Below are 23,345 nucleotides of genomic sequence, written 5' to 3'. Positions count from 1 at the left end.
CGTACTCGGTCCGGACCCGCGATCGGGGTCCGGACCACGTTCACGCCCGGGTGTCGGCCGCGTGCAGGTGCGGGGGGCCGTCCGGCGGCCGGTGCCAGGAGGTGCGCAGCCCGCAGGCGGTCAGGGCGGTGCCCACCGCGTGGTGCATCGCCTCCCGGACGGCCGTGGCCACGGGCGGGCTGCCGGGCAGCTGCGGCGAGGAGCGCCAGGCGACGTCGACGACCGGATCCGCCGCCGCCCCGGTCTCCGCGTCCGCCGCCGCTTCTGCCGCCGCCTCCGCCCGGAGGGGCGCGCAGACCGCCAGCGCGACCCCGGCCGCCCGGGGACCCAGGGCCAGCGGCAGTCCCGCCAGGGCGGCGCTGCGGCGGACGGCCGCGACGGCGTCCGCCGGGAGCGTCGCTGCTCCGGTGGGGGCCACGACGCTCCCGGACGCACCGGACGCACCGGGCGCACCGGGCGCGTCTGCTTCCCCGGCTCCCGGGTCCGCTTCGGGACCGACCAGGGTGGGTCCGTTCGAGGTGGCCCGAGTGGCGCGCAGGCCGAGGGACGGCAGGAGTTCGGCGAGCGCCGTCTCCAGGCTGTCCACCACCACCTGCCGGGTCCGGGGCCACGGACCGTCACCCCCCGCCGCCGCGGCGTCCTCCAGCCGGGCGGAGCACAGCCAGCGCAGGGTGAGCGGCCACCGCTCCGGGTCGGAGCCGCCCGCGGCGGCGTCGGCTCCGGTGGGGAGCAGGTGGACGCCGGGCCCGTGCCCGCCGTGCGCGACGGGCAGGCCGACCAGCAGCAGCGCCTCGACGACCCGGTCGCTCAGCCGCGGATCCACCCGCGCCTCCCGCGCACCGGACGCCGTCAGCCCGTCGACTCCCATTCCGCCACCCCTTCCCACCCGCGGGGCGCTCCCGCGCGTGAGACTATCCATGAACACGTAAAGCCCGTCAACAGCCCCGGTCGGCCCGGGGAACGGCCCGTCAGGCGCTCGGCTCGCCGGCGGTCTGCGGGGCCGCGGGCGCGGCGGCCGGCGGCACGGGGGCGCCGGGCTGCTGCGGGACCGGGTAGCCGGCCTGGGGCGGGACCGGGGCGCCGGGCTGCTGCGGCACCGGGTAACCGGCCTGCGGCGGGACCGGGTAGCCGGCCTGCGGCGGCACCGGGTAACCGGCCTGCGGCGGCACGGGCGCGCCGCCCTTCTTGCGGTTGCTCAGCGAGCGGAAGAAGTTGACGAGCAGTGCGATCGGCACGATGAACGCCTTGAAGATGATGGTGTAGCGCTCGCCCTCGAAGAAGAAGGCGAGGTAGACGCCGTAGCCGAAGAAGGCGAGACCGGCGATCACGGTGAGGACCCGCCAGCCGACGCTCAGCCCGGAGGCGGGCACCAGGCCGACGATGAGGGTCAGCAGACCGCTGATCAGAAGCAGGACGACGTACCAGGAGAACGTCGGGTCGAGGCTGAAATCGATGTTCACGGAAACCCCAAGTATGGACATAAGGTATGCATAAAGAGCCGTGCGGCTGACGTACCGTACCGGAACACCGGTCCCGTCCACACCACTTGTCCCACCCGCACCCTGATAGCGTCCCGCCGTGCCCCCTTCACCCGCCCCGCTGTACGCGGCGGCCGACGTCCACGGCCACCGCGCGGAGTTCCTGGACGCACTGCGGGGCGCCGCTCTGGCCGACGCCGACGGCCACTGGTGCGGCGGCCGGGCCCGGCTCTGGATGCTCGGCGACTACGTCGACCGCGGCCCCGACGGCATCGGCGTCATCGAGGACATCCGCCGCCTCGCCGCCCAGGCCCGCGACGCCGGCGGCCGGGTCGGCGCCCTGCTCGGCAACCACGAGGTGCAGCTGCTCGCCGCCCACCGCTTCGGCACCGCCCCCGTCCCCGGCTGGGACCAGCCCGGCGGGTTCCACGGCGGCTGGTCCCGCTTCGGCGGCCAGGAGGACGACCTGCGCCGGCTGACCCCCTCCCACCTCGCCTGGCTCGCCGCGCTGCCCGCCGCCGCCCTGGTCGAGGACCACCTGCTGGTCCACTCCGACACCACCCAGTACCTCGAACTCGGAGCCAGCGTCGCCGCCGTCAACGCCGCCGCCGCCCGCGCGCTCACCGACGAACGCCCGGAAGCCTGGCTGGAGTTCAGCCGCCTGATGAGCTCCCGCGGCGCCTTCCGCGGCGCCCGGACCGGCCACCCCCACGACCCCGTCGCCCGGGTCCTCGGCACCCTCGGCGGCACCGTCCTGGTGCACGGCCACAGCACCCTCACCAAGCACTTCGGCATCCCCCCGCAGCACGTCCGGGAAGCCCTGCGCTACGCCGGGGGCCGGGTCGTCGCCATCGACGGCGGCGTCTACGAAGGCGGCCGGATCCTGCTCACCCGCCTGCGCTGAACACCCCCGGCCCCGACGGCGGTCGGGCCCCGCCGGGAAGCCGTCCCGGCGGGGCCCGACCGCACCGGGCGGTGACGGAGCGTCAGGAGGTCGGGCAGTGGGTGCCCGCGGCCGGCATGACGCCGTTGACCAGGAAGCCGTTCACGGCGTCCTTGATGCAGGTGCTCTTGTTGTACGCGGTGTGGCCGTCGCCGTCCCGGGTCAGCAGGGTGGCGTTGGCGAAGCCGGAGGCCAGCTTCTCCGACCAGGCGTACGGGGTGGCCGGGTCGCCGGTCGAGCCGACCACCAGGATCGGCGCGCTGCCGGTGGCCTTGACGACGTGCGGCTGCTCGGTCGAGCGGTACGGCCAGGAGCGGCAGTCCGGGTCGAAGAGGTTCGCCTCGGTGAAGTGCGCGCTCACCAGCGGGGCCTGCTTGTGGGCCTCGGCCAGCGCGGCCTGCAGCCGGTCGGCGCCGGGGGTCTCCGCGCCCGGGTCGTCGCAGTGGATCGCGGTGTAGGCGTCGAACATGTTGCTGTAGTGGCCCTTGTCGTCGCGGCCGTTGTACCCGTCCGCCATGTTGAGCAGGTAGTCGCCCTTGTCGCGGAGGATCGCCCAGTCGATCGCGTTGCGCAGGTACGTCCAGGACTGCTGGTTGCCGTAGAGCATGCTCAGCGTGCCGGTCCAGCCCGCGGTCTCGGTCAGCTCGCGGTCCTTGCCGACCTTCAGCGGGTGCTCGCGCAGGCCGTCCAGGAAGGAGGCGAGCTTCTGCGCGGCCTTGTCCGGGTCCTTGCCGAGGCTGCACTGGGACTGCTTGGCGCAGTCCGCGGCGAAGGCCTTCAGCGACTTCTCGAAGCCCGCGAACTGCTGCACCAGCAGGTCGAGCTGGTCCGCGGTGGGGTCGACGGCGCCGTCCAGGACGAGCCGGCCGGTGCGGTCGGGGAACTGCTCGGCGTAGCTGGCGCCCAGGTAGGTGCCGTAGGAGAAGCCCAGGTAGTTGAGCTTCGGGTCGCCCAGCGCGCCGCGCAGCACGTCCAGGTCGCGGGCGGCGTCCGCGGTCCCGACGTGCGCGAGCAGCTTGCCGGAGTTGGCCGCGCAGGCGTCCGCGTACGCCTTGCCCCGGTCGTCCGCGCGGTCGTCGGACAGCGCCCAGGTGTCGTGCGCGGCGTCGTCCAGGCAGTGCACGGCGGTGCTGGCGCCGACCCCGCGCGGGTCGAAGCCGACCAGGTCGTAACGGGCGTTCAGGTCCTTGTACGCGTCGCCGCTGTACTGGAGCTGCTCGATGCCGGAGCCGCCCGGACCGCCCGGGTTGAGCAGCAGCGAGCCGAGCCGGTCGGAGCCGGTCGCGGGCTTGCGGGAGAGCGCGACCTCGATGCCCTCCCCGGCCGGGGCGGCGTAGTCCAGCGGCACCTTCAGGCGGCCGCACTGGAGCGCGGACTCGTCGACCTTGTCGGTCGCCGGGTCGTCCGCGCACGGCGCCCAGGCGATCTGCTGGGTGTAGAACCCCTTCAGCGCGGGGTCGTCGGCCCCGGTGGGCTTCGGGCTCGGGCTCGGCGAGGCCGAGGGGCTCGCCGAGCCGGTGGGCTGGGCGGCGTTGTTCTGGTGGGGGGAGCTGCCGCAGGCGGCGAGCAGGAGCGCCAGGGCGGCGGCAGGGAGCACCCGGCGGATCGACCGGGAGGTATGCATGATCACCGCGTATGAGTACCATCCGACCGCCGCCCGAGTCCTCTGATTATCAATTCGTCATCAAACCGCCGCCGTACGGCCTCCGCCACCCCTTCCCCGCCCCCTCCTCCGGAGCCGTCCCCGCCCACTGACCTCCCCTCAGCCGACGCACCCTCACCCGGTGCCGCTCCCCAGCGTGCCGAGCACCTCGTGCAGCCGCCGCGCCGTCGCCCGCGGACGGAAGGCGTACCCGTTGTGCCCGCCGGGGAAGACCGAGCAGCCGGTGCCCAGCTCCGCGGCGAGCAACTCGCCGCACCGGTGCGGCCAGAAGCGGCCCGAGTTCTCGCCGACCCCGGCCACCACCCGCACGCCCGAACCCTTCAGCGCGGCCAGGTCGAGCCGGTGCTCCCGGAGCGACGCGAGGTCGTACCGCAGCAGGAACTCCGCGTTGCGCACCTGCTCCGGCCCCCGCGCCCGCACCGGGGCGTCGGGCTCGCGATCGGTCGGATCGATGCCCGCGAACTCCGCGAACCTGCGCAGCGCGGCATCGACGCCCGCCGCCTCGAACGCCTCCCGGGCCCCCGACAGGTCCCGGAGCGCCACGGCCCGCTCCGGCCCCGGCAGCAACCGGACGGCCGCCGGCTCGTGCGCGACCACCGCGCGGGCCCGCCCGGGGTGCCGGAGCGCGAACTCCAGCGCGACCAGCCCGCCGAGACTGCTGCCGAAGACCAGGGCGGGCTCCCCGGTGACCGCCGCCAGCAACCGCGACACGTCCTCGGCGTGCACCGCCACCGTCGTCCGCCCCGGCTCGTCCACGGCGCTGCCCGACAGCCCGCGGCGGTCGTAGGTGACCACGGTGTACCGGTCGGCCAGCCGGGCGGCCAGCGCGTCGGTCACCCCGGCGTCCCCGTGGCCCCCGGCGACCAGCGCCAGCACCGGCCCCGTCCCGCGGACGAAGTGCCGCAGCCGCGCACCGGGCACCTCCAGCACGGATTCCCTCATCGGACGCGCTCCTCCCACTCGTCGCCGCCGGTCCCTCCCGGCCCGCTCCGAGCATGGCCGCCCGCCCGGCGCGGGGGGAGCGGAGCGCCCGTCCTGGGAGCGGCGCTCCCAGGCAGCGGTACGCCCAGGCAGCGGCGCCCGGCAACCCCTGCTGCTCCGGCAACCCCTGCTGCTCCGGCGGCCCCTGCTGCTCCGGCCACCCCTTCCGCTCCGGCCACCCCTTCCGCCCCGGCAGTCCGACGCGTGGTCGGGCGGCCGGGCTCAGTCGTCGTCCCGCTCCGGGCCCGCGGCCCCGGCGCCGTCCGCCGCGGCGCCCTCGGTGTCCACCGCGGCGCGGATGCGTCCGAGCAGGGCGCGCAACTGCTCGCGCTCGGCGCCGCTCAGCGCGCCGGTGGCCGCCGCGAGGGCGGCCCGGTCCAGCTCCTCCGCCTCCCGGTGGCAGCGCGCGCCCTCCTCGGTGAGGGTCAGCAGGAACGCCCGCCGGTCCGAGGGGTGCCGGACGCGCTCGACCAGCCCGTCGCGCTCCAGGCTGTCGACGATGGTGGTCGTGGTGCGGGGGGCGTTGCCCACGTGCTCGGCGAGGTCGCGCATGCGCAGCGGCTCGCCCGCCAGGGCCAGTACCCGCAGGGTACGCAGCCGGGCCACCGAGGCGCCGTGCTCGCGCAGCCTGCCGTCCACGAAGACGCGCAACCGGTGGGTGGTGGCGAACAGTTCGTCCACCAGGACGTCGCTGCTGCCGAACCGCTGTCGCGCGGCCGCTTCCTCTGCCATGCCGTGACTTCTCCATCCGCTTCGGGTCCGCCGGCCCCCGAAGACCTCGGGTTCCGCAGTCCCGCAGGTTTCCTGAGCAACATCATAGTGAGTATGCTCAGCTTCTATGAGCACCCGCCTGGGCCAGCGCCGTGTCGTGCCCATCATGGCTGTCCTGACCACCTTCATCTGCATCATCGACGGCGCCATCACCACCGTCGCCCTCCCCAGCATCGCCCGGCAGTTCGACCTGACCCCGGCCGCCCTCACCGGGGTCGTCGTGATCTACCCGGTCTGCCTGGGCATGATGATCCCGGCCTCCGCCTGGCTGATCGAACGCCACGGCGGCCGCCGCACGCTGCTGCTCTCCCTCGCCGCCTTCACCGCCGCCAGCGGCCTGTGCGGCGCCGCCCCGAACCTCACCGCCCTGGTCGGCGCCCGCGCCCTGCAGGGACTCGCCGCCGGCCTGCTCATGCCCACCTCGCAGGCCCTGCTCTTCCGCACCTTCAGCCACGCCGAACAGGTCCGGCTCTCCCGGCTGATGGTCATCCCGCAGCAGATCGCCCCCGCCATCGCCCCGCTGCTCGGCGGCCTGCTCATCACCAGCCTGTCCTGGCGCTGGGTGTTCTACGTCAACGTGCCCTTCGGCACCGCCGCCGTCCTGTTCGGCGCCCTCTTCCTCGCCGAGCACCGCGACCACAGCGCCGGCCGCCTCGACCTGCCCGGCCTGCTGCTGTGCGGCGCCGCCACCGCCACCCTGATGTACGGCGTCTGCGCCGGCCCCGACCTCGGCTGGGACCGCCCCCAGGTGATCGGCGCGCTCGCCGCCGGCGCCGCCCTGCTCGCCGCCGCCGTCCGGCAGCAACTGCGCACGCCCGAACCGGTCCTGCGGCTGCGCCTGTTCCGCGACCGGCTGTTCCGCGACACCAACCTGATCAGCCTGGTCGGCTACGTGCCGATGATGGGCGCGATGTTCCTCGGGCCGATCTTCATCCAGGAGGCCCGCGGCGGCTCCGCGCTGGACAGCGGCAGCACCACCTTCACCGAGGCGTTCGGCGTCCTGGTGACCATGCAGGTGGTCGGCGCGGTCTACCACCGGGTCGGCCCGCGCCTGATCATCGGCACCGGCCTGCTCGGCGTCGCCGCCGTGATGCTGCTGTTCGCCACCGCCGACGCGGACACCAGCCTGTGGACCTTCCGCGGCTACATGTTCCTGCTCGGCCTCGCCATGGGCGCGGTCTTCATCCCCACCACCATCGCCTCGTTCAGCACCGTCGACCGCGCCGACATCGCCCACGCCGCCACCCTCAACACCGTCGTCCGGCAGACCGGCAACGCCCTCGCCCCGGCCGTCGTCACCTCCGTCCTGGTTCTCGGCGCCAGCGGCGCCGGGCGCGCCCAACCGCCGCTGGCCTCCTACCAGCTCAGCTACTACGTCCTGGCCGCGGTCGCCGTCGCCGCCGGCCTGTTCGCCTTCACCATGCCCGACGGCCCGGCCCGCACCGCCGCGCCCCGCACCGCGGCCTCCGGCTCCCGCCCGCGGGCCCGCCTCCGGCAGAAGGCCGACCGCCCCGGCCGCTGAACGCACCGGCCGGGGGAGGGGCACCACCCCTTCCCCGGCCGCCGTCCCCCTTCCCCCTCTCCTCTCCCGCCCCGCCCCTTCGCCGCATAGAGTGGCCGCCCGCCCACCGGAGAGGACGCCAGCGTGTCCGAGCGTTCGAGGATCCTGTTCGTGACCGACCTCGCCTACCCGGCGCGCGGCCGCCGCTACGGCGACGAGGACGTCCAGTTGACCGCACGCCTGCGCGAGCACTTCGACCTGGCCCTGTGCCACCCGAAGGACGCGGCCGCGCTGATGCCGGGCTTCGACGCGGTCGTGGTCCGCAACAGCGGGCCCGTCCTGCACTACCGCCGGGAGTACGAGGAGTTCCGCCGACGGGCCGCCGAGTGCGGCACCCGGGTCTACAACCCGCTCACCGGCCGCGGCGACATGGCGGGCAAGGGCTACCTGCTCGACCTGACGGCGGCCGGGTTCCCGGTCATCCCCACCGTCGACCGCGCCGAGGACCTCGGCCTGCTGCCGGAGGTCGACCGCTACCTGGCCAAGCCGAGGACCGGCGCCGACTCGATCGGCCTCACCCCCGTCGACCGCGCGGCCCTGCCCGGGCTGGACTGGGACGGCCGACTGCTCCAGCCGCTGGTCGACTTCGACCACGAAGTCTCCTTCTACTTCGTCGACGACGCTTTCCAGTACGCCCTCCACGCCCCGGACCCGGCCCGCCGGTGGGAGCTGGTCCCCTACCGCCCCACCCCCGAGGACCTGGCCTTCGCCCGCCGCTTCATCGAGTGGAACACCCTCGACCACGGCATCCAGCGGGTGGACGCCTGCCGCACCACGGCGGGCGACCTCCTGCTGGTGGAACTGGAGGACCTCAACCCCTACCTGTCCCTGGAGGCCGTCCCGCCGCCGCAGCGCGAGGCGTTCGTCACCGCGATGACGGCCTCGCTGCACCGCTTCCTGAGGCTCCGCTAGAACCGACCGCCCGGTCGGTCACCCCACCCCGACGGGCCGGACCTCCGCCGCTCCGCCCGCCGGCCCGCCCGCAGCGCCGGGATCGCCCACCGATCCCTCCACCGCCCCGCCCGCCGGTGCGGCCGCGAGCTCGGCGTGCACCCGCGCACCGCGGTCCGGGGCCAGGTCCAGCGCGGCCAGTACCGAGGGCAGCACCACGTTGGGCAGCATGTGCCGCAGCAGCGCGGCGATCTGATCGGCCAGGTCCTGGTAGTCGGTCATCGCCTGGGACATCTGCTGCACGCCGCCGAACGCCCCGACCAGTACCGTCGCGGTCTCCCCGGGCACCACGTGGGGAAGCAACTCGCCCTGCGCCCGCGCCTGTTCGAGCACGTCCGTGACGATCGCGCGCCAGCTGCGGAACGCCGAGGCCCGGTCTATCCCGGTGGCCTGCTGGTCCAGCGAGAGGCGCACGCCGGCCCGGACCATCGGATCGGTCTGCAGCAGGTGGGTATGGGTGAAACACATGTCCACCAACTCCTGCGTCCGGCAAGGGCGTCGGGGGACGACGATCCGCATGTCCTGCTCGGTGAGCACGCCGCGTGCCAGTTCCTCCTTGGACTGGAAGTGGAAGTAGAGCGCCCCCTTGGTCACCCCTGCGGCGGCGAGGATCTCGGAGATCGTCGACGCCTGGTAACCGCGCTCCTCGAAGACCTGTGCCGCGGCCCGCAGGATGGTCCTGCGGGTGCGGGTGGCCCTGTCTTGTGTCGCCACTGTGCCTCCTCGACCTGCTGTTGTGGACAGGCCGATGTCGATTAAAAAACCGCTCAGTTCGTATCCTAAAGCGCAAGGCAAGCCGACCGACAGGGCCTCCGCGCTCCGACCCGCGAAGCCACGCGATCTGTCAACTCCCCTATCCAGGGCGGAGAGTGAAGCGGAGCGAAGCATTCATCATTGACAAACCGCCCGTCCCGTTTTCTACTGATGCCCGGTCAGGACGGAAGGCGCGAACGAACCGCGCGAAACCTGACCGACCACCACTCACGTACGTACAGGAGACGACGTGGACATCGCTGTTCTGGGCGCGCTGGACGTCAGGGAACACGGAACGCCGGTGGCGCCCACCGCGCCCAAGACCCGCCAGGTCCTGGCCCTGCTGGCCCTGCACGCCAACCAGGTGGTGCCGGTGGCGTCCCTGTTCGAGGAGCTGTGGGGGAGGACCCCGCCCCGCAGCGCCCGCACCACGCTGCAGACCTACGTCCTGCAACTGCGCGAACTCATCGAGGCCGCCCTGCCCGCCGGAGGCCCCCGCACCGCCAAGGACGTGCTGACCACCCTGCCCGGCGGCTACCTGCTCGACCTCGCGGGCGGTCGCAGCGACGTGCGCGAGTTCGAGCACCGGACCGCCCGCGGCCACCGGGCCATGGACGTCGGCGACCACTCCGGAGCCGCCCGCGAACTGCGCGGCGCGCTCGCCCTGTGGACCGGCGCCGCCCTCACCGACGTGCAGACCGGCCCGCAACTGGAGATGCACCGCCGCCGCCTGGAGGAGATCCGGCTGTACGCGCTCGACCGGCGGATCGAAGCCGACCTCGGACTCGGCCGGCACCGCGAACTGCTCGCGGAACTCACCGTGCTCGTCCTGCGGCACCGCACCCACGAGAACCTGCACGGCCAGTTCATGCTCGCCCTCCACCGCTCCGGCCGGCGCGGCGAAGCCCTGGAGGTCTACCGGCGCCTGCGCAACGCACTGCACCGGGAGCTCGGCGCGGAACCGTCCGCCGCCCTGCGGCGGCTGCAGCGCTCGATCCTGGCCGCCGCCCCCGCACTCACGCTCCACCACGTCCCCGCCGGAGCCGCCGAGCAGCTCAGCCGACAGGGCTGACCCACCCCGCCCCGCTGATCGACGCTTTCCACGCGCCGCAGCCGCGAGCCGCGGCGGTACTGCGGGACGGTGGCGTCCTTCTCCGGTCGTGCACGGAATCGCGGGCGGGGCTCTCACTCCTCTTTGTTGTCTGTGCTCAAACAACGCGGAGGGGATCATGCCCGTTCGAAATCGAACGATCTGTCAGCGCATGTACGAACCCCGCGAGTCGGTGCTAGCCTCCAGCTCGATTCGATCATCGTACGGACCTCCTGAGCCCGGTACGGCACGCTGCCCGCTCGCTGCCGACCGCATCCTCACGACCCGTCCGTGCGACCGGGACCGAGGGGGAAGCAATGGAGAAGGAAACCCGCGCGCAGGGGCTGTCGCGCCGCGCGCTCGTCAGGGGGGCGACGCTCGGCGTCGCGGCGGTCGGCTTCAGCGCGGCCGCCGCGACCTGGGTGGCCGACGCCGCCGCCGGCCCGTTCGACCGGCTGCCCCGCCTGGACGGTGAGATCCTCCTCGACGCCGCCAGCAGAGCCGCTGACAGCATCGACCAGGGGCACATCGTGACCCGCACGCCGGGCGCGGTCCTGCGGCCCGGGTCCGTCGGCGACATCGCCAAGATGGTCAGGTTCTGCGCGGACCGCGGCATCAAGGTGTCGGCGCGCGGGGAGGGCCACACCACCTACGGGCAGTCGCTCAACGACAACGGCCTGGTCATCGAGATGCGCGCGCTCAAACGCATCCACCGGATCGGCCCGCAGGGAGCCGACGTCGACGGCGGCGTGCTGTGGACGGAGCTGATGACCGCCGCGTTCGCCCGGGGGCTCACCCCGCCGCTGTTCACCGGCTACACCGAACTCACCATCGCCGGCACGCTCTCGGTCGGCGGCGCCTCCCCGGGCGCCGGATCCCGCGGCCTGCAGATCGACCACGTCCAGGAACTGGAGGTCGTCACCGGACGGGGCGAGGTCCTGGTCTGCTCCGCCGACCGGCACGCGGACCTCTTCAAGGCCGCGCTCGGCGGCCTCGGACAGTGCGGCATCATCGTGCGCGCCAAGCTCGACCTGGTGCCGGCGCAACCCGAGATGAGGACGTACCAGTTCACCTACCCCACCGGCGACGGGGCCGTCGGCGACCTGCGCACCCTCACCGAACGCGGAGAGGTCCTCGGCGCCTACCTCACCTGGGCCCCGGCCGCGACCTCCTTCGTGGGACAACTCATCATCAGCGTGCCCGTCACGCCCGGCTCCCCGCCCGACGGCGAGCACCTGCTGCGCGGCCTCAGCCAGCCCCCGTCCGCCGCCACGGTCTTCGACCTGAGCTACCCGGACTGGGTCAACCAGGTCAACCGGCTGGTCGCCCAGATGGACGCCGCCCTGGACTACGACCACCTGGTCAAGCCCTGGTTCGACGTCTGGTTCAGCGCCTCGGAGATCGAGCGGTTCACACAGGACGCGCTCGCCGAACTCGACCCCCACGACTACGCGCCCGGCTCCCTGCTCCTGCTCATCCCCGCGAAGCGCAACGGCGTCGACCACCCCGCCTTCCGGGAACCCCGGGCGGACTCCACCCCGTGGATGTACCTCTTCGACATCCTCGACAATTCCGCCGCCCCCGGCCCCGACCCGGCGTTCGCCACCGACCGGCTCCAGCGCAACGCCGAGCTCTACCGCAAGGCCCGCACCGTCGGCGGCTCGCGCTACCCCATCGGCGCGCTCGCCTTCACCAAGGCCGACTGGATCGCCCACTACGGCGCCGCGTGGCCCGAGTTCCGGCGCGCGAAGGAACGCTACGACCCCCGCCACGTCCTCAACCCCGGCCCCGGAATCTTCTGAGACCGGGCCCACGACCCGAGGGACCGCCCCGCCCCGGCTCCCATCCCGGCGGGGCGGTCCTCCGGTTCCCGGCCCTGGAGGCTCCCGGCCCTGGAGGGAGGCAGCGCCCCCGGGGCGCGTTCGCCCCCGTGGAGGACCGGGCACCGAGGTCCACCCGAACCGCGTCCGCGTCCGCGGACCGGGTCCGGTCGACTGCGCGAACGCCCCGATTGCGTCCGCGTGAGGACGGGGGCACGGTGGAAGTACCGCGCTCGTACGGCCTGCGGTGGAGCATGACGCGACGCCAGCGCCTGTGGCCGCCGTCGGCTTCCCGTGAAGAGGTGAAGCGTCGTGACCGGCGTGCCCACGCAGCTGACGGTTGCAGATCTCGTGCTCGACTCCCTCCGCTCCGGCGGTGGCCCGGTGCCGGACGACGCCGATCTGCCGTTCTTCCGCCTCGGCGCGCTCGGTCCGGCGCTCGGGGACTTCCTGCCGACCCACCCAGCGGCCGCCGCCGGCAGCGCGCCGATGTTCGGGGTGTGGGCGCCGGTCCTCGGGCTGCTCGCGGGAACCCCCGGCACCCCGGGCATGGCGGCGAACCTCCGCACGCTGAAGGACGTGCTCGGCCGCTTCGAGCACGCCGTGCGCGACAAGGACCAACTCGCGCTCCTGGCGATGAAGGACGACCTGCGGGGGCTGCCCGACGTGGTGACCGCCCTGCAGGGGCAGTTCGCCTCGATCAGCGGCCTGAGGTCCACGCTGAAGGACGCGATCCTCAAGACCCGGCCGCGCCCCAAGGCCCGGCCGGCCGGCACCTGGGTGCCGCGCGACACCGTGCACGCCCACCGCACCGGGACGTTCTGGCACGCGCTGCGGCAGAAGGCCGCCGCCTCGGGCGACCCGCGGATCCGGGCCTTCGGCCTGGGCGCCACCGCGGGGTACGCCGGGGCGCTGTGCGGGAACCCGTTCGTCAACGGGGTGGTCGGGTCGCCGTACCGGACCCACTGGTGGCGCCACCGCTGGGTGTCGCACCACGTGGACGCCTGGGTGTGGGGCTACTACCGCACCAGGGAACGGGTGCGCGCCGCGGGCCAGGAGATCGTCTTCCCGGCCGGCACCGGCGGCCGGGTACCGCTCCCGCCGTGCGGCACCTGGGACGACATCGCCGGGTCCGAACTGCAGGACCGGTTCGCCATCGGGGGGATCGCACCCGACCTCGTGCTGAACGCCGTCCGCGACGGCGTCCCCCTCACCGGCTTCCTGCCGCCCGAACTCCTCACGCTCTGGCTGGACAGCTACCACGACGCGGTCGGTGACCCGCCCTCGCCGGGCGTCGACGGGCCCGGCCTCGACGGCGCGTACGCGATGACCTGGCTGACCACCTGGATCACGAGCTCGGCGGCGCTGCTCGGCTCGACGCCGCCCCACCGGATCCAGGAGCCGGACGCCTGCGGCGACCGCCCCGACTGGGTCGAGGTGGACGGCAGCGTGGTCGTCGGCGGCACGTCCGTCCCGCAGCCGCCGGTCACCCAGCCCGACCCGTCCGTCCCGGAGATCGCGAGCGCGATCGCGGCGGCGATCCTCGCCGTGGCGGAGTACCTGCTGGCCGGACTGGCCGCGGCGGCGGCGCTGATCTGGGCGGCGGTCGAACTGCTGGACGACGCCACCGACCCCGGCTGGGAGAACCTGCGCTGCCAGGCCGGCTGGACGGACTCCTTCCTCGCCCGCCTGGAGAACGCGTTCCACGACCTGCTCAGCACGAGCGGGCTCGGACCGCCGTACGCGGTGCAACTCGCCCACAACGAGATCCAGTTCCAGACCTGGGGCACCGTCGTCCCGCCGGACTCCGCGCTCGGCACCTGCCGCAGCCCGTCCGCGCAGGAGGGGGACGGCTACCCCGCCGCGCTGTGGACCCCCGTCGCGCCGGACGAGAGCAACTGGCCGCAGTACCCGACCGAGCCGCTCGAACCACCCGCGCAGATGTCCTACCCGGAGGGCCCGTGGTGGCCGCTGCACTTCGTGGACGGCTTCACCTTCACCGACGCCGGACCCGGCGCCGTACCGCGGTTCCCGTCCACCCAGAACAACCCGCTCGCCGCGCCCGCCGGCGGCAAGCCCACCGTCCTCGACGCCGCCGAGTGGCAGCTGCGGATGCAGCGCGCCGAAGCGAACGGCAGCCCGCAAGGCGCCTTCGGCAACGCCGTCGACGTCGCGGTCGCCCTGATCGGCAGCCCCACGACCCAGCTCCTCGACTGGGACCTCGACGGGGACCGCGGCATCGGCTGGCCGACCTGGGTGTTCCAGGACGCGGCCGGCCACCCCGGCCCCGTCGTCCGGGAATGACCGCCGGGAACGACCGCCGGGAACGACGCCAGGGAATGCGAAGGGAGGCCCACCATGACACCGCCCGCCGATGACACGCCCCGCCGCCCCCAGGGCGAGGGACCACCGCCGACCTACACCCCGTGGCTCGTCGTGCGGGCCGCACCCGGCGACCAGGGGGCACGGCCCCTGCCCCCCGGCGCCGTCTACTACGCCAGCCCGGACATCGCGGTGGCACCCGCCGACACCTGGGGGAGGGTGCAGGCCGGCGACCCCGTGACGGTGTCGGTCACCGCACAGAACCTCGGCCACGCGGCCGCCCCCGGCGTACGCGCCCAGTTCTGGTGGGCGGACCCGTCCGCCGGTCTGACGCCCCAGCAGGCGACCTTCATCGGCACCTCGGAGCGCACGCCGATCGCCGCGGGCCTCGCCGAGACGCTGACCTGTACGACACCCTGGACCCCGGTGTTCGTCAACGGCGGCCACGAATGCCTGGTGGTCGAGATCGCCTCGCTGTCGGACCCGCTGACCAGCACCTTCCGGCCCGACCTGGACCGGCACGTGGGCCAGCGCAACGTCACCGTGCTGTCGCCGCAGGGCGAAACGCAGCGGATCGTCCTCACCCTGGCCAACCCGTTCGGCGAGGACGCCCGGACGACCCTGTGCGTGCGCACCTTCCAGATCACCGGGTTCGAACGGCTCCCCGGCTTCGGCCTACCGCTCTCCCCGGCCGACACCCTGTTCCACGTCGACGACCCGGTCCTGGCCGAGCCGCTCGCCGCCCTGGGCGCCGAGGTCACCGGACGGGAACCGGGCCAGGACCTGTGGATCGGTGACGCCGCCGTCGACGCCGACGCCCGCTGCGGCGGATACCCGGACGCGGTCCTCGACGACCTGCGTCAACGCCGGGCAGCCGGCCACGACTTCGGCCGACCGGTCGCCGAGGTCGACCTCCCCGCCGCCGGGACCGCCACCGTCGAACTGACCGCTCCCCTCGGAGGCACCGGCGCCGCCGCCGTGGTCCACCGCCTCACCCAGGTCTGCGACGACATCGACATCGGCGGCTACACGCTCCTCTCACTACCACTCTGACGCCCCGCCCCCGGCGCCCCCGGAAAGCGTCCGACCACACCGGCGGGCGCGGGGCCGGACGCTCCGCGCGGTCGCCGAAGCGAACCCCGCGCACCTCAAGTCAGGGCGTCCGCCGGTAGGACATCGGATGAGTGGGCTCCGAGGGCGGGTGTTCCAGCGGTAGAAGGCCCAGGCGCGTCGAATCAGGCAGCGGACCGTGAACGACGGCGGCGGCCCGGACGAGGAAGAACTCGACGGCCGCTTTGGCGAGGCGCGGATCCTCGATGATCATGAACCGTAGAGAACTCCATGATCGGGTGAACCATGCCTGCCCTGCTGCCGGCATCTACCGGCGGACGCCCTTGGAAGTCATCTCACTCGGGCCAGTGGGCTTCGGGCGTGCCGATCGCCGAGCGCCTGGCTCCGGGCCTACAGCGAGCTGCTACCTCTCCACGCAGCCGTCAGCACGGACGACGGTACCCGGGTGGTCGCCCGGGTCGACCACGGGATCCCCACTGCAAGCGCGTCAGCCCGTGCGGCCGGCGCCGCTGACTGGCAGTCACTCTCCCCACCAGGGGATGTACTCCTGTTCGAAGTGACCCCAGAGCGACCTGTCACTCAGCGGACACCGGGCGAGCTCGCCCGTAAACGGGCCGACGAAGAACTCCGCCATTCCGCACTCCTGGACCAGCCATTGACCCTTGGACCGGCTCCACACCACAACCGGCCATCGGTCGGGATCCGGATCGACGGCGATCCAGGCGAGCGTGTCCGCACCGTCCGTGTCACCCCAGCCGCGCAACGCCGAAGCGTCGGCCACCTCGTCGGGCAGACCGGTGCGTATTCGTGCGAAGTGGAAGCGGGCATCATTGGTCTGTTCTTCGACGTCGATCGGGGCCTCACCCGGCCCGCTGACCACCATCGGATGCCCGACGCCCAGATGCCCGCCCGGATCGCCCGCCGAGGCATCGAGTCCCCCACCGCTGGGTCATCGAGCCCACCGTCGCCTGGCTCGGCGGATTCCTCCGGATGATCCCCAAATGAGACGACTTCTTACTGGGCGTTTCACCCGTGATCGGGTGGGTTGATCCTGGTTTTCGGGCTGCTTGGGCTGCTGGCATTCGGTGGCGCTTGGGGCCTCGGAGGCGGGAGTGCTGCTGTTGTGCGAATGTCCGCCGGAACTGTGTGCTTTCTCCTGTCTCATCCACGGATGCCGGGTCTGAGCCTGTTCGTCTCTCGAAAGCCGCGCACGCTGGGCAGAGGGGCGATCCTGCGGTATGCCGTCATCATGACGGATCGTCGACCGTATCCGAGCGACTTGTCCGATGCCCGCTGGGCCCTCGTCGAGCCCGCTCTCACCGCCTGGCGCCGAGCGCGGACCGAGCGGGCCCTCGCGTTCGGCCGGCCTCCCGAGCACGAGCTTCGGGACCTCCTGGACGCGATCTTGTACGTCGACCGCACCGGCATCCCTTGGCGCTACCTCCCGCACGACTACCCACCCTGGGAGACCGTCTACGCCTACTTCGCCCGGTGGCAGAAGGAAGGAGTGTTCGAGCAGCTCAATGGTCTGTTACGCCGCCTGGTTCGCGCCGCCGAGGGCCGCGATCCGGAACCGACGGCGTGCATCATCGACTCGCAGAGCATCAAGACCTCCACGAATGTCCCTGCCGCAGGCCAGGGCGCCGATGTCGGGAAGCGAATCGTCGGCAGAAAACGCAACATCGTCACCGACACGATCGGCCTGCTGCTCGTGGTGCTGGTCACCGCCGCGAGCGTCCAGGACAACACCGCCGGCCGACAGCTGTTGACCGCGGTCGCGGCCGAGCACCCGACCGTCGGCAAGGCCTGGGCCGACATGGGCTACAAGAACGCCGTCGTCGAACACGCCGCCACACTGGGCATCGATGTCGAGATCGTCCGACGCGACCCCGCCACCAGGGGATTCGTTGTTCAGTCCCGACGCTGGGTCGTCGAGCGGACCTTCGGCTGGCTCATGAACCACCGACGCCTCGCCCGCGACTACGAGGCACTCCCAGCCCGCTCCGAAGCCATGGTGCACATCGCCATGATCAGCCTCATGACCCGCCGACTCACCGGCGAGATCACCCCAACCTGGCGCGGAACCTGAGCCCCAGCCTCAGGGATGAAACGCCCAGTCAGAAGTGAAGCACGTATGCGGGAGGGCGGCTGCCCGGCGGGGTGGCATGATCTGCCGGGGCGGGGGCAGACGACTGGCAGCTGCCCGCCGACACCAGTCGAGCCCCGGCCGGTCCGACATGCAGTCGGCGGGCAGCCCTCCCCTATATGGTTGTTCCGTCAGGCCTGGTGTGGTTGGCACCGTCAGCTCTGGAGTGGCCGGAGCCAGGCCGGTGCTCTGACCCTGGCCGGCTGAGGCTAGATTCATGGCATGCCTTCACACCTCAGTCCCGGTACCTCAGGTGCCTTCCGGCGCTTCGCCGGATGGCTCGCCCGTGGCTCGGTGGGTCATCCGATGCTGGAAGGGATCGACTACTGGGAAGAACTCCGTGAGTCCCCTTCTCAGGCGGAGATCTGCTTCGCCATCTTCGCCAACGTCCTCGAACTGGACGAACGGGGCGAGCCGGTCAACGAAAAGCACGCCGAGCGCAGGGCGGCAACGTGGCTCTACCAGTACTGCAAGGGAGAGCTTCCGCCGGGTGAGCCGGATATCGAACCGTGGGAATGCGAACTCCATTGATTCTGTGCAGGACGGGCCTCCATACAGCTGTCCTATCCGGCGAGCGCGCGGTTGTGGAGCCGTGCAACGCCGAGCACGGCCTGGTGTACACCGGTCCCGCGTAGGTGGCAGTCACTGAGGTGAGCTGTCCCGAGTTTCGTGGGGTCCGTGATCGTGTGTTCAGGCGGACTGCAGTGTTGCTTCCTGGCTTCGCCAGTAGTCGTGTTCGGACTCGGCTGGCGGAACGTAGTCGAGGGAGGGGTGGAGCCGTTCCCCGTTGTACCACGTGACCCACCGGAAGATCGCCCGCTCGACCTGCTCGAAGCCGGTCCACGGGCCCTGCATCTCGATCAGCTCGGCCTTGAAAGTGCCGTTCAGCGCCTCGGCCATCGCGTTGTCGTACCAGTCCGCGACGGAGCCGACCGACACGGCAGCGCCGATCTCGGAGAGCCGTTCGGTGTAGCGGATGGACACGTATTGCGACCCTCTGCCGCTGTGGTGAATCAGCCCGGAGTGGGGCCGCCACAGAGCCATCTCCAGCGCGTCCAAGGGGAGTTCGGTCCACATGTGGTCAGCGATCTGCCATCCGGCGATCGTCCGCGAGAACACGTCCAGGACGAACGCGACGTAGACCCGGCCCGACCAGGTCCGCACGTAGGTCATGTCCGCGACCCACAGCTGGTCGGGCCGCTCGGCGCTGAAGTCACGGTCGACCAGGTCCGGCGGCCTCGGCGCGGCCGGGTCCGGGATCGTCGTGCGACGTCGCCGGCCGCGGATGACGCCCTCGATGCCGAGCTCGGCCATCAGCCGCTCGACCGTGCACCGGGCGACCTCGACGCCCTTGCGCCGGAGCGCGCAGGTGATCCTCCGTGCGCCGTAGGTGGCACCGGACTCGTCGTGGACCTGGGCGATCAGCGGCATGAGCTGCTCGTCGCGCAGCCGGCGGTCGGACTTCGGACGCTGCTTGCGGGCGAAGTAGGTCGACGGCGACAGGTCCAGCGCCCGGCAGACGGGATCGACCCCGAAGCCGTCACGCGGGGGCGATCACCTGCTCGGCCTCGTCCGGGGACGGTCGATCTCCTGGGCAAAAAACACGCTGGCGTCCTTGAAAATCTCGTTGGCCCGCCGCACCTCCGCATTCTCCTGACGGAGTTGCTTGAGTGCTTCGAGTTCGTTGCTGGTCGGCCGGTCGTCGCGCTCTCCGGCGTCGGCCTCGGCCCGGCGGACCCAGTTCCGCAGGGCTTCCTGGTGGATGCCCAGGTCCCGCGCGACGTGCACGATCGGGCAGCCCGTGGCGCGGACCTCACGAACCGCGCGCTCACGGAGCTCGTCGGGGTACTTGCGTGGTGCTGGCACAGCAGATGGTTCTCCTTACGCCGGGATCGTAACCCTGGATTTGGGGACTCCACCAAACTCAGAGCAGCTCAGACTGCTTGAACCAGTTAGGGCTTTACTGAAGAGCCGGAGAGCTACTCGTTGTTGACATCTTTACTGACTTCGGCGCGTCAGGGTGAGGTTGGGGTGTCGAGGATCAGGCTGGCGCCGGCTATGAAGCCGTCGAGGGTGTCGGGGCGATACTGCAGGCGTTTGAGCCGGTTGCGGACGAGGGCTTCGAGTCGGTCGAGGGACATGGCGGCGAGGTTGGCGAAGCTGCGTTTGACGTGTGCCCAGACCCACTCGACGGGGTTGAGGTCAGGCGAGCAGGCGGGAAGCAGGAACACCGTCAGCCAGGTGCGCTCGGCGACCAACTCGCGTATGGTGCGGTAGACATGGGTGTTCAGGCGGTCCCAGACCAGCACGATCGGCGCCTTGACGAGCTGCTGGACGCCGTCGACCAGGGCAATGAAGTCGCGCTCGCCCATGCTGCGGCGCCTGCCCTTGCCCATGGGGTGGGTGACAAGGCGGTGGCACAGCCGGGGGCGCGATCTGGGCCGCGTCGCGATCAGTCCCGCCACGGACAGGCGTCCCGCGCGGCGGTCGCTGACGGTCACCATCGGGGTGCGGCCACGTCGGCCCCAGGTGCGTCCTTTGGGCGGTTGGCGGGTGAAGCCTGCCTCGTCCTCGAAGCAGATGCAGCCTCCGCAGGCCGCCCTGGCGCTTTTACCTCCGCCCAGGTCACCTCCTTCCATGCGGCGACGGCCTGCTCGTCGCGCTCGGCCACCCGGCGCGTGGGGACCCGAGGGCTGAAACCGAGCCGGTGCAGCAGCCGCATCGCCCCGGAGACACTGTAGGTGACGTGGAACTTCCGCCCGATCAGCGTGACCACCCGCGAGGCCGTCCAGACCTGGTCCTCCACCCAGCCGTGCGCGGCCGGACCCTGGTCCAGATACGCGGCGAGTTCCTCCAGACAGCGCGGCGACAGGCGGTACCGTGGTCCAGTCGGGCTACCTCCGCCGGTTTGACCTCCTGTTCGAACGACTCGGCTGCTTGTATCCGCGCCGACTCCCGACGCAGTCGTCCTGTGGCGGTCAGCCCGCCCCTATCCGCATGTCTCACACATCACCGGTGCAGCCACCGCTTGAGGCTCATCAGGCACTTCGCACAGATTCATCCTGATGCGCCGAAGTCAGTAGGTACTCGACATCTCGTGATCATCCGGCGGCCATGCCCGTTTCTGTTTGCTCCGCCCGGCGAACAAGCGAGTCACGCCCGCTATTTGGCTAGCATCAATCCGGGTAGCTTTTCGTAATGGCTTTGCTCTGCTGAGCTGATTTTCGTAATGCTGTGGTGGACTGTCGGACCCGCTGGCTAGAGTCGCGCTGTGGCTCAGGAGATCAGCTATGTCGTCGGTGACGCAACCGTACCCCAGGGTGAAGGTCCGAAGATCATCGCGCACGTCTGCAACGATGCGGGCGGTTGGGGTAAGGGCTTCGTGCTGCCGCTCGCCCGACGCTGGCCGCAGACCAGGGCCGCATACAAGGCCTGGTACCACGACCGGGAGACCAGCGGCTTCGCGCTCGGCGCGGTGCAGTTCGTGCCCGCAGAGGACAGCTTCCTCGTTGCCAACATGATCGGCCAGCACGGCTACCGCCCCAGCAGCACCCCACCTGTCAGGTACGAGGCCATCAGCGCCGCCCTCGCCATCGTCGCCGAACGTGCGCTGCAACTCCGAGCTTCGGTGCACATGCCGCGGATCGGTTGCGGGCTTGCCGGCGGTCGCTGGGAACTGGTCGAGCCCCTCATCGTGGAGCAGTTGATCCGGCGTGAGGTGCCCGTCACGGTCTACGACTTGGCTTGACAGCACTGGCAACCACCAACGCTCCCTCAGGCGGCGCCGGCCCCGGGAACGTGATGGTCCGGGCTCTGCGGCGACCGCTTCGCACGCCCACCTGTAGGCATGGCCGCCGGGGCGTGGCGTGTGCCACTTTCGGCATCACGTGATCAAACCGGACAGATCCGCGGAACGACACCGCCGGTGGTCTTGGCTGGCAGCCCACGGTGTTCTCGCGTACTCGTAAGGAGCTTATCGGGGCTGGGTTCCTTGAGGAGCGTAAGCGGGTTGGGAACGTGCGTTATTACGGATTGACCGCGAAGGCGATCGGCCGGAAGGCCAAGATCGTTCCGCTTCGATCCGTTGGATACTGAACTTGATTGGGTGATGTCGGAGCCGTTTGCCTGACAGCGGTGGGCGGGCTCCGGTAGTCCTGCCTTTGTGAGGTATGCGCAGGGCGGCGGGTTGACCGACGCCGAGAGGGCCGCGCGTGAGCGGATCCGGCTGCAGGCCGTGGAACGCTTCGGGGGTGGGGAGAAGAACCGGGGGATCGCTGCCGCGCTGCGGGTGAGTGGGCGGTCGGTGGAGCGGTGGCGCCGGGCCTGGCGCGAGCGCGGAGAGGCCGGTGTCCGGTCGAAGGGATCACCGGGCCGCCCGAGGCTCAGTCTGGCCCAGATCGCCAGGCTGGAAAGGGAGTTGGAGCGTGGACCGCTCGCCCACGGCTGGGCGGACCAGCGGTGGACGCTCGCGCGGATCAAGGCGCTGATCGGTCGGCTGTTCCACGTCTCGTACACCGTCGAGGGCACGTGGCAGCTACTCAAGCGGCGCGGCTGGTCCTGGCAGCAGCCTGCCCGCCGGGCGATCGAGCGCGACGACGCGGCGGTCGAGGTGTGGAAGAAAGAGACCTGGCCGCGGGTAAGAGCATCGCAGCGGAGCTCGGAGCCTGGCTGGTCTTCGAGGACGAAGCCGGGCAGTCGATGACGCCGCCGCGTGCCAGGACCTGGGGCCGGATCGGGCAGACGCCCGTGGTGCGGGTGCGAGGCCGGGGCTCGGGCCGGGTGTCGATGGCCGGCATGACCTGCTACAAGCCGGGCGAGCGGTCCCGGCTGATCTACGCGATCCGCGAGTACCGGGGCCGCAAGGACGAGCCGAAGGGCTTCGGCCGGCGCGACTTCCGCGACCCGATCGTCCGCGCCCGCACCCAGCTCGGCGGCCCGATCGTCCTCGTGTGGGACAACGTCCGCCTCCACCTGACCAAGCCGCTGCGGGAGTTCATCGAGGCGAACTCCTCATGGCTCACCGTGTTCCAGCTGCCCACCTACGCGCCGGACCTGAACCCGCAGGAGGGCATCTGGTAGCTGGTCAAGCGCGACATCGGCAACCTCGCCGCCGCCGACCTCAGCCACATCACCCGGGCCGTGAAGCGCCGGCTCAAGCAGATCCAGTACCGCCCGGACCTGGTCGACGGCTGCCTCACCGAGACCGGCCTGATCATGGATGGCTGACCGACTTCACGCATTCAAGTTCAGTAGCTGGGGCTTGACCATTTTGTTCTGGTGGTCTGTAGCGAGGTCGGTGGTTGTGCTGGCTGGTGTTCGGCCTTGTCTGGTTCGGGGTGGGGGTGTTGGGGTGGGCGGGGTGGTTTGGCGTGTGGAAGTGATGCAGGTGTGGGGGTGGGGTTGGTTGGCCACGTCTGTTCTTGGGTTGGTACAGGCCGGTACCCGCGCACCTGCGTACCCGTATACGTGTGTGGTTTTCTTTCCGGGCTCGCCCCTGCCGGCCTGTACCGTGCGCACCAGGCCGGGCCTTTGCCCTAGTCAGCCCAGCCGAAGGCCGTTCCTCCATCAACCCGCTATCCACCTGGACGAGTTGAGCGATGATCAGCCGCCCGGGCCGCCGGAGCGAAGCGGAGGCGCGCCCCGAGCCGGGCGCGAAGCGCCCGGCCGCGATCGGCGAAGCCGATCGCCGGACACGCGGAGCGGGTCCGCATCCGCGCGGAGCGCGGATGCCCGAGCGCGGAGCGCTCGGCGCACCGGAGCGCCGAAGGCGCGGAGGGACCCGCGGAGCGGGTCCC

18 protein-coding genes and 4 pseudogenes are annotated in these 23,345 nt (G+C 71.8%); 11 read left to right on the top strand and 11 right to left on the bottom strand.

Annotated features, from left to right (window positions below; all coding sequences use genetic code 11):
- Positions 1-40 precede the first annotated feature (40 nt).
- Together ACWEO5_RS10255 and ACWEO5_RS10250 are read right to left on the bottom strand one after the other, a co-directional pair.
- Complete coding sequence (locus tag ACWEO5_RS10255; RefSeq protein WP_452161968.1) at positions 41-868, bottom strand: hypothetical protein; 828 nt, start codon at positions 866-868, stop codon at positions 41-43.
- A 100-nt stretch (positions 869-968) separates the two neighbouring features.
- Positions 969-1,460, bottom strand: a complete 492-nt coding sequence (locus ACWEO5_RS10250) for a hypothetical protein (RefSeq protein ID WP_452161966.1) — start codon at positions 1,458-1,460, stop codon at positions 969-971.
- A 118-nt stretch (positions 1,461-1,578) separates the two neighbouring features.
- On the opposite strand from ACWEO5_RS10250, the gene ACWEO5_RS10245 reads away from it, so the two are divergent.
- Complete coding sequence (locus tag ACWEO5_RS10245) at positions 1,579-2,382, top strand: metallophosphoesterase (RefSeq protein ID WP_452161964.1); 804 nt, start codon at positions 1,579-1,581, stop codon at positions 2,380-2,382.
- An 82-nt stretch (positions 2,383-2,464) separates the two neighbouring features.
- On the opposite strand, the gene ACWEO5_RS10240 is transcribed toward ACWEO5_RS10245, so the two are convergent.
- The 3 genes from ACWEO5_RS10240 to ACWEO5_RS10230 all read right to left on the bottom strand — a co-directional run bounded on the left by ACWEO5_RS10240 (position 2,465) and on the right by ACWEO5_RS10230 (position 5,797).
- A complete protein-coding gene (locus tag ACWEO5_RS10240) occupies positions 2,465-4,045 on the bottom strand; it encodes an alpha/beta hydrolase (RefSeq protein WP_452161962.1) in 1,581 nt (526 codons plus the stop codon).
- Positions 4,046-4,198: 153 nt separating this feature from the next.
- Positions 4,199-5,026, bottom strand: a complete 828-nt coding sequence (locus ACWEO5_RS10235; protein WP_452161960.1) for an alpha/beta fold hydrolase — start codon at positions 5,024-5,026, stop codon at positions 4,199-4,201.
- Between the two features lie 261 nt (positions 5,027-5,287).
- Entirely contained in the window at positions 5,288-5,797 is a 510-nt protein-coding gene (locus ACWEO5_RS10230; RefSeq protein WP_452161958.1) for a MarR family winged helix-turn-helix transcriptional regulator, read from the bottom strand.
- Positions 5,798-5,942: 145 nt separating this feature from the next.
- On the opposite strand from ACWEO5_RS10230, the gene ACWEO5_RS10225 reads away from it, so the two are divergent.
- Positions 5,943-7,358: a DHA2 family efflux MFS transporter permease subunit gene (locus ACWEO5_RS10225; RefSeq protein ID WP_452161956.1), complete on the top strand. Its 1,416-nt coding sequence runs from the start codon at positions 5,943-5,945 to the stop codon at positions 7,356-7,358.
- A gap of 123 nt (positions 7,359-7,481) precedes the next feature.
- A complete protein-coding gene (locus tag ACWEO5_RS10220; protein WP_452161954.1) occupies positions 7,482-8,309 on the top strand; it encodes a hypothetical protein in 828 nt (275 codons plus the stop codon).
- A gap of 18 nt (positions 8,310-8,327) precedes the next feature.
- On the opposite strand, the gene ACWEO5_RS10215 is transcribed toward ACWEO5_RS10220, so the two are convergent.
- A complete protein-coding gene (locus tag ACWEO5_RS10215; RefSeq protein ID WP_452161952.1) occupies positions 8,328-9,062 on the bottom strand; it encodes a ScbR family autoregulator-binding transcription factor in 735 nt (244 codons plus the stop codon).
- A 289-nt stretch (positions 9,063-9,351) separates the two neighbouring features.
- Between ACWEO5_RS10215 and ACWEO5_RS10210 the strand changes: the two genes are divergently transcribed.
- The 4 genes from ACWEO5_RS10210 (at position 9,352) to ACWEO5_RS10195 (ending at position 15,386) form a co-directional block, all read left to right on the top strand.
- The gene (locus ACWEO5_RS10210; RefSeq protein WP_452161950.1) at positions 9,352-10,173 is read left to right on the top strand and encodes an AfsR/SARP family transcriptional regulator; all 822 of its coding nucleotides are present in this window, start codon (positions 9,352-9,354) and stop codon (positions 10,171-10,173) included.
- A 335-nt stretch (positions 10,174-10,508) separates the two neighbouring features.
- Positions 10,509-11,993: an FAD-binding protein gene (locus ACWEO5_RS10205; RefSeq protein ID WP_452161948.1), complete on the top strand. Its 1,485-nt coding sequence runs from the start codon at positions 10,509-10,511 to the stop codon at positions 11,991-11,993.
- A gap of 369 nt (positions 11,994-12,362) precedes the next feature.
- Positions 12,363-14,315, top strand: a complete 1,953-nt coding sequence (locus ACWEO5_RS10200) for a hypothetical protein (RefSeq protein ID WP_452161946.1) — start codon at positions 12,363-12,365, stop codon at positions 14,313-14,315.
- Positions 14,316-14,369: 54 nt separating this feature from the next.
- Positions 14,370-15,386, top strand: coding sequence for a hypothetical protein (locus tag ACWEO5_RS10195; RefSeq protein ID WP_452161944.1), 1,017 nt, complete (start codon positions 14,370-14,372; stop codon positions 15,384-15,386).
- A 100-nt stretch (positions 15,387-15,486) separates the two neighbouring features.
- Here the strand turns inward: ACWEO5_RS10195 and ACWEO5_RS10190 are convergent, their stop codons facing one another.
- Entirely contained in the window at positions 15,487-15,657 is a 171-nt protein-coding gene (locus ACWEO5_RS10190; protein WP_452161942.1) for a hypothetical protein, read from the bottom strand.
- A gap of 267 nt (positions 15,658-15,924) precedes the next feature.
- Positions 15,925-16,287: a hypothetical protein gene (locus ACWEO5_RS10185; RefSeq protein WP_452161940.1), complete on the bottom strand. Its 363-nt coding sequence runs from the start codon at positions 16,285-16,287 to the stop codon at positions 15,925-15,927.
- Positions 16,288-16,653: 366 nt separating this feature from the next.
- Between ACWEO5_RS10185 and ACWEO5_RS10180 the strand changes: the two genes are divergently transcribed.
- Together ACWEO5_RS10180 and ACWEO5_RS10175 are read left to right on the top strand one after the other, a co-directional pair.
- Entirely contained in the window at positions 16,654-17,493 is an 840-nt protein-coding gene (locus tag ACWEO5_RS10180; RefSeq protein WP_452162032.1) for an IS5 family transposase, read from the top strand.
- Positions 17,494-17,772: 279 nt separating this feature from the next.
- A complete protein-coding gene (locus tag ACWEO5_RS10175; RefSeq protein WP_452161938.1) occupies positions 17,773-18,081 on the top strand; it encodes a DUF7677 family protein in 309 nt (102 codons plus the stop codon).
- Between the two features lie 32 nt (positions 18,082-18,113).
- Here the strand turns inward: ACWEO5_RS10175 and ACWEO5_RS10170 are convergent.
- From ACWEO5_RS10170 to ACWEO5_RS10160, 3 pseudogenes are all read right to left on the bottom strand, one after another.
- Positions 18,114-18,200: pseudogene (locus ACWEO5_RS10170) on the bottom strand (IS5/IS1182 family transposase); the annotation flags it as partial.
- Between the two features lie 40 nt (positions 18,201-18,240).
- Positions 18,241-19,416, bottom strand: a pseudogene (locus tag ACWEO5_RS10165) (IS3 family transposase).
- Positions 19,417-19,565: 149 nt separating this feature from the next.
- Positions 19,566-20,556: pseudogene (locus tag ACWEO5_RS10160) on the bottom strand (IS630 family transposase).
- A gap of 265 nt (positions 20,557-20,821) precedes the next feature.
- On the opposite strand from ACWEO5_RS10160, the gene ACWEO5_RS10155 reads away from it, so the two are divergent.
- A complete protein-coding gene (locus tag ACWEO5_RS10155) occupies positions 20,822-21,298 on the top strand; it encodes a macro domain-containing protein (protein ID WP_452161936.1) in 477 nt (158 codons plus the stop codon).
- Between the two features lie 414 nt (positions 21,299-21,712).
- A pseudogene (locus ACWEO5_RS10150) lies at positions 21,713-22,776 on the top strand (IS630 family transposase).
- The last annotated feature ends 569 nt before the right edge of the window (positions 22,777-23,345 follow it).

Source organism: Kitasatospora sp. NPDC004272 (assembly GCF_053603035.1).
Note: the sequence above shows the minus strand (reverse complement) of the source record. Positions and strands in the feature narration are given on the sequence as shown.

Bases quoted from the DNA above. Each gene is read 5' to 3' on its own strand.
- ACWEO5_RS10255 (WP_452161968.1), bottom strand. From the start codon at position 868: ATGGGAGTCGACGGGCTGACGGCGTCCGGTGCGCGGGAGGCGCGGGTG.
- ACWEO5_RS10240 (WP_452161962.1), bottom strand. From the start codon at position 4,045: ATGCATACCTCCCGGTCGATCCGCCGGGTGCTCCCTGCCGCCGCCCTG.
- ACWEO5_RS10235 (WP_452161960.1), bottom strand. From the start codon at position 5,026: ATGAGGGAATCCGTGCTGGAGGTGCCCGGTGCGCGGCTGCGGCACTTC.
- ACWEO5_RS10230 (WP_452161958.1), bottom strand. From the start codon at position 5,797: ATGGCAGAGGAAGCGGCCGCGCGACAGCGGTTCGGCAGCAGCGACGTC.
- ACWEO5_RS10225 (WP_452161956.1), top strand. From the start codon at position 5,943: ATGGCTGTCCTGACCACCTTCATCTGCATCATCGACGGCGCCATCACC.
- ACWEO5_RS10205 (WP_452161948.1), top strand. From the start codon at position 10,509: ATGGAGAAGGAAACCCGCGCGCAGGGGCTGTCGCGCCGCGCGCTCGTC.
- ACWEO5_RS10195 (WP_452161944.1), top strand. From the start codon at position 14,370: ATGACACCGCCCGCCGATGACACGCCCCGCCGCCCCCAGGGCGAGGGA.
- ACWEO5_RS10190 (WP_452161942.1), bottom strand. From the start codon at position 15,657: ATGATCATCGAGGATCCGCGCCTCGCCAAAGCGGCCGTCGAGTTCTTC.
- ACWEO5_RS10185 (WP_452161940.1), bottom strand. From the start codon at position 16,287: ATGGTGGTCAGCGGGCCGGGTGAGGCCCCGATCGACGTCGAAGAACAG.
- ACWEO5_RS10180 (WP_452162032.1), top strand. From the start codon at position 16,654: ATGACGGATCGTCGACCGTATCCGAGCGACTTGTCCGATGCCCGCTGG.
- ACWEO5_RS10175 (WP_452161938.1), top strand. From the start codon at position 17,773: ATGCCTTCACACCTCAGTCCCGGTACCTCAGGTGCCTTCCGGCGCTTC.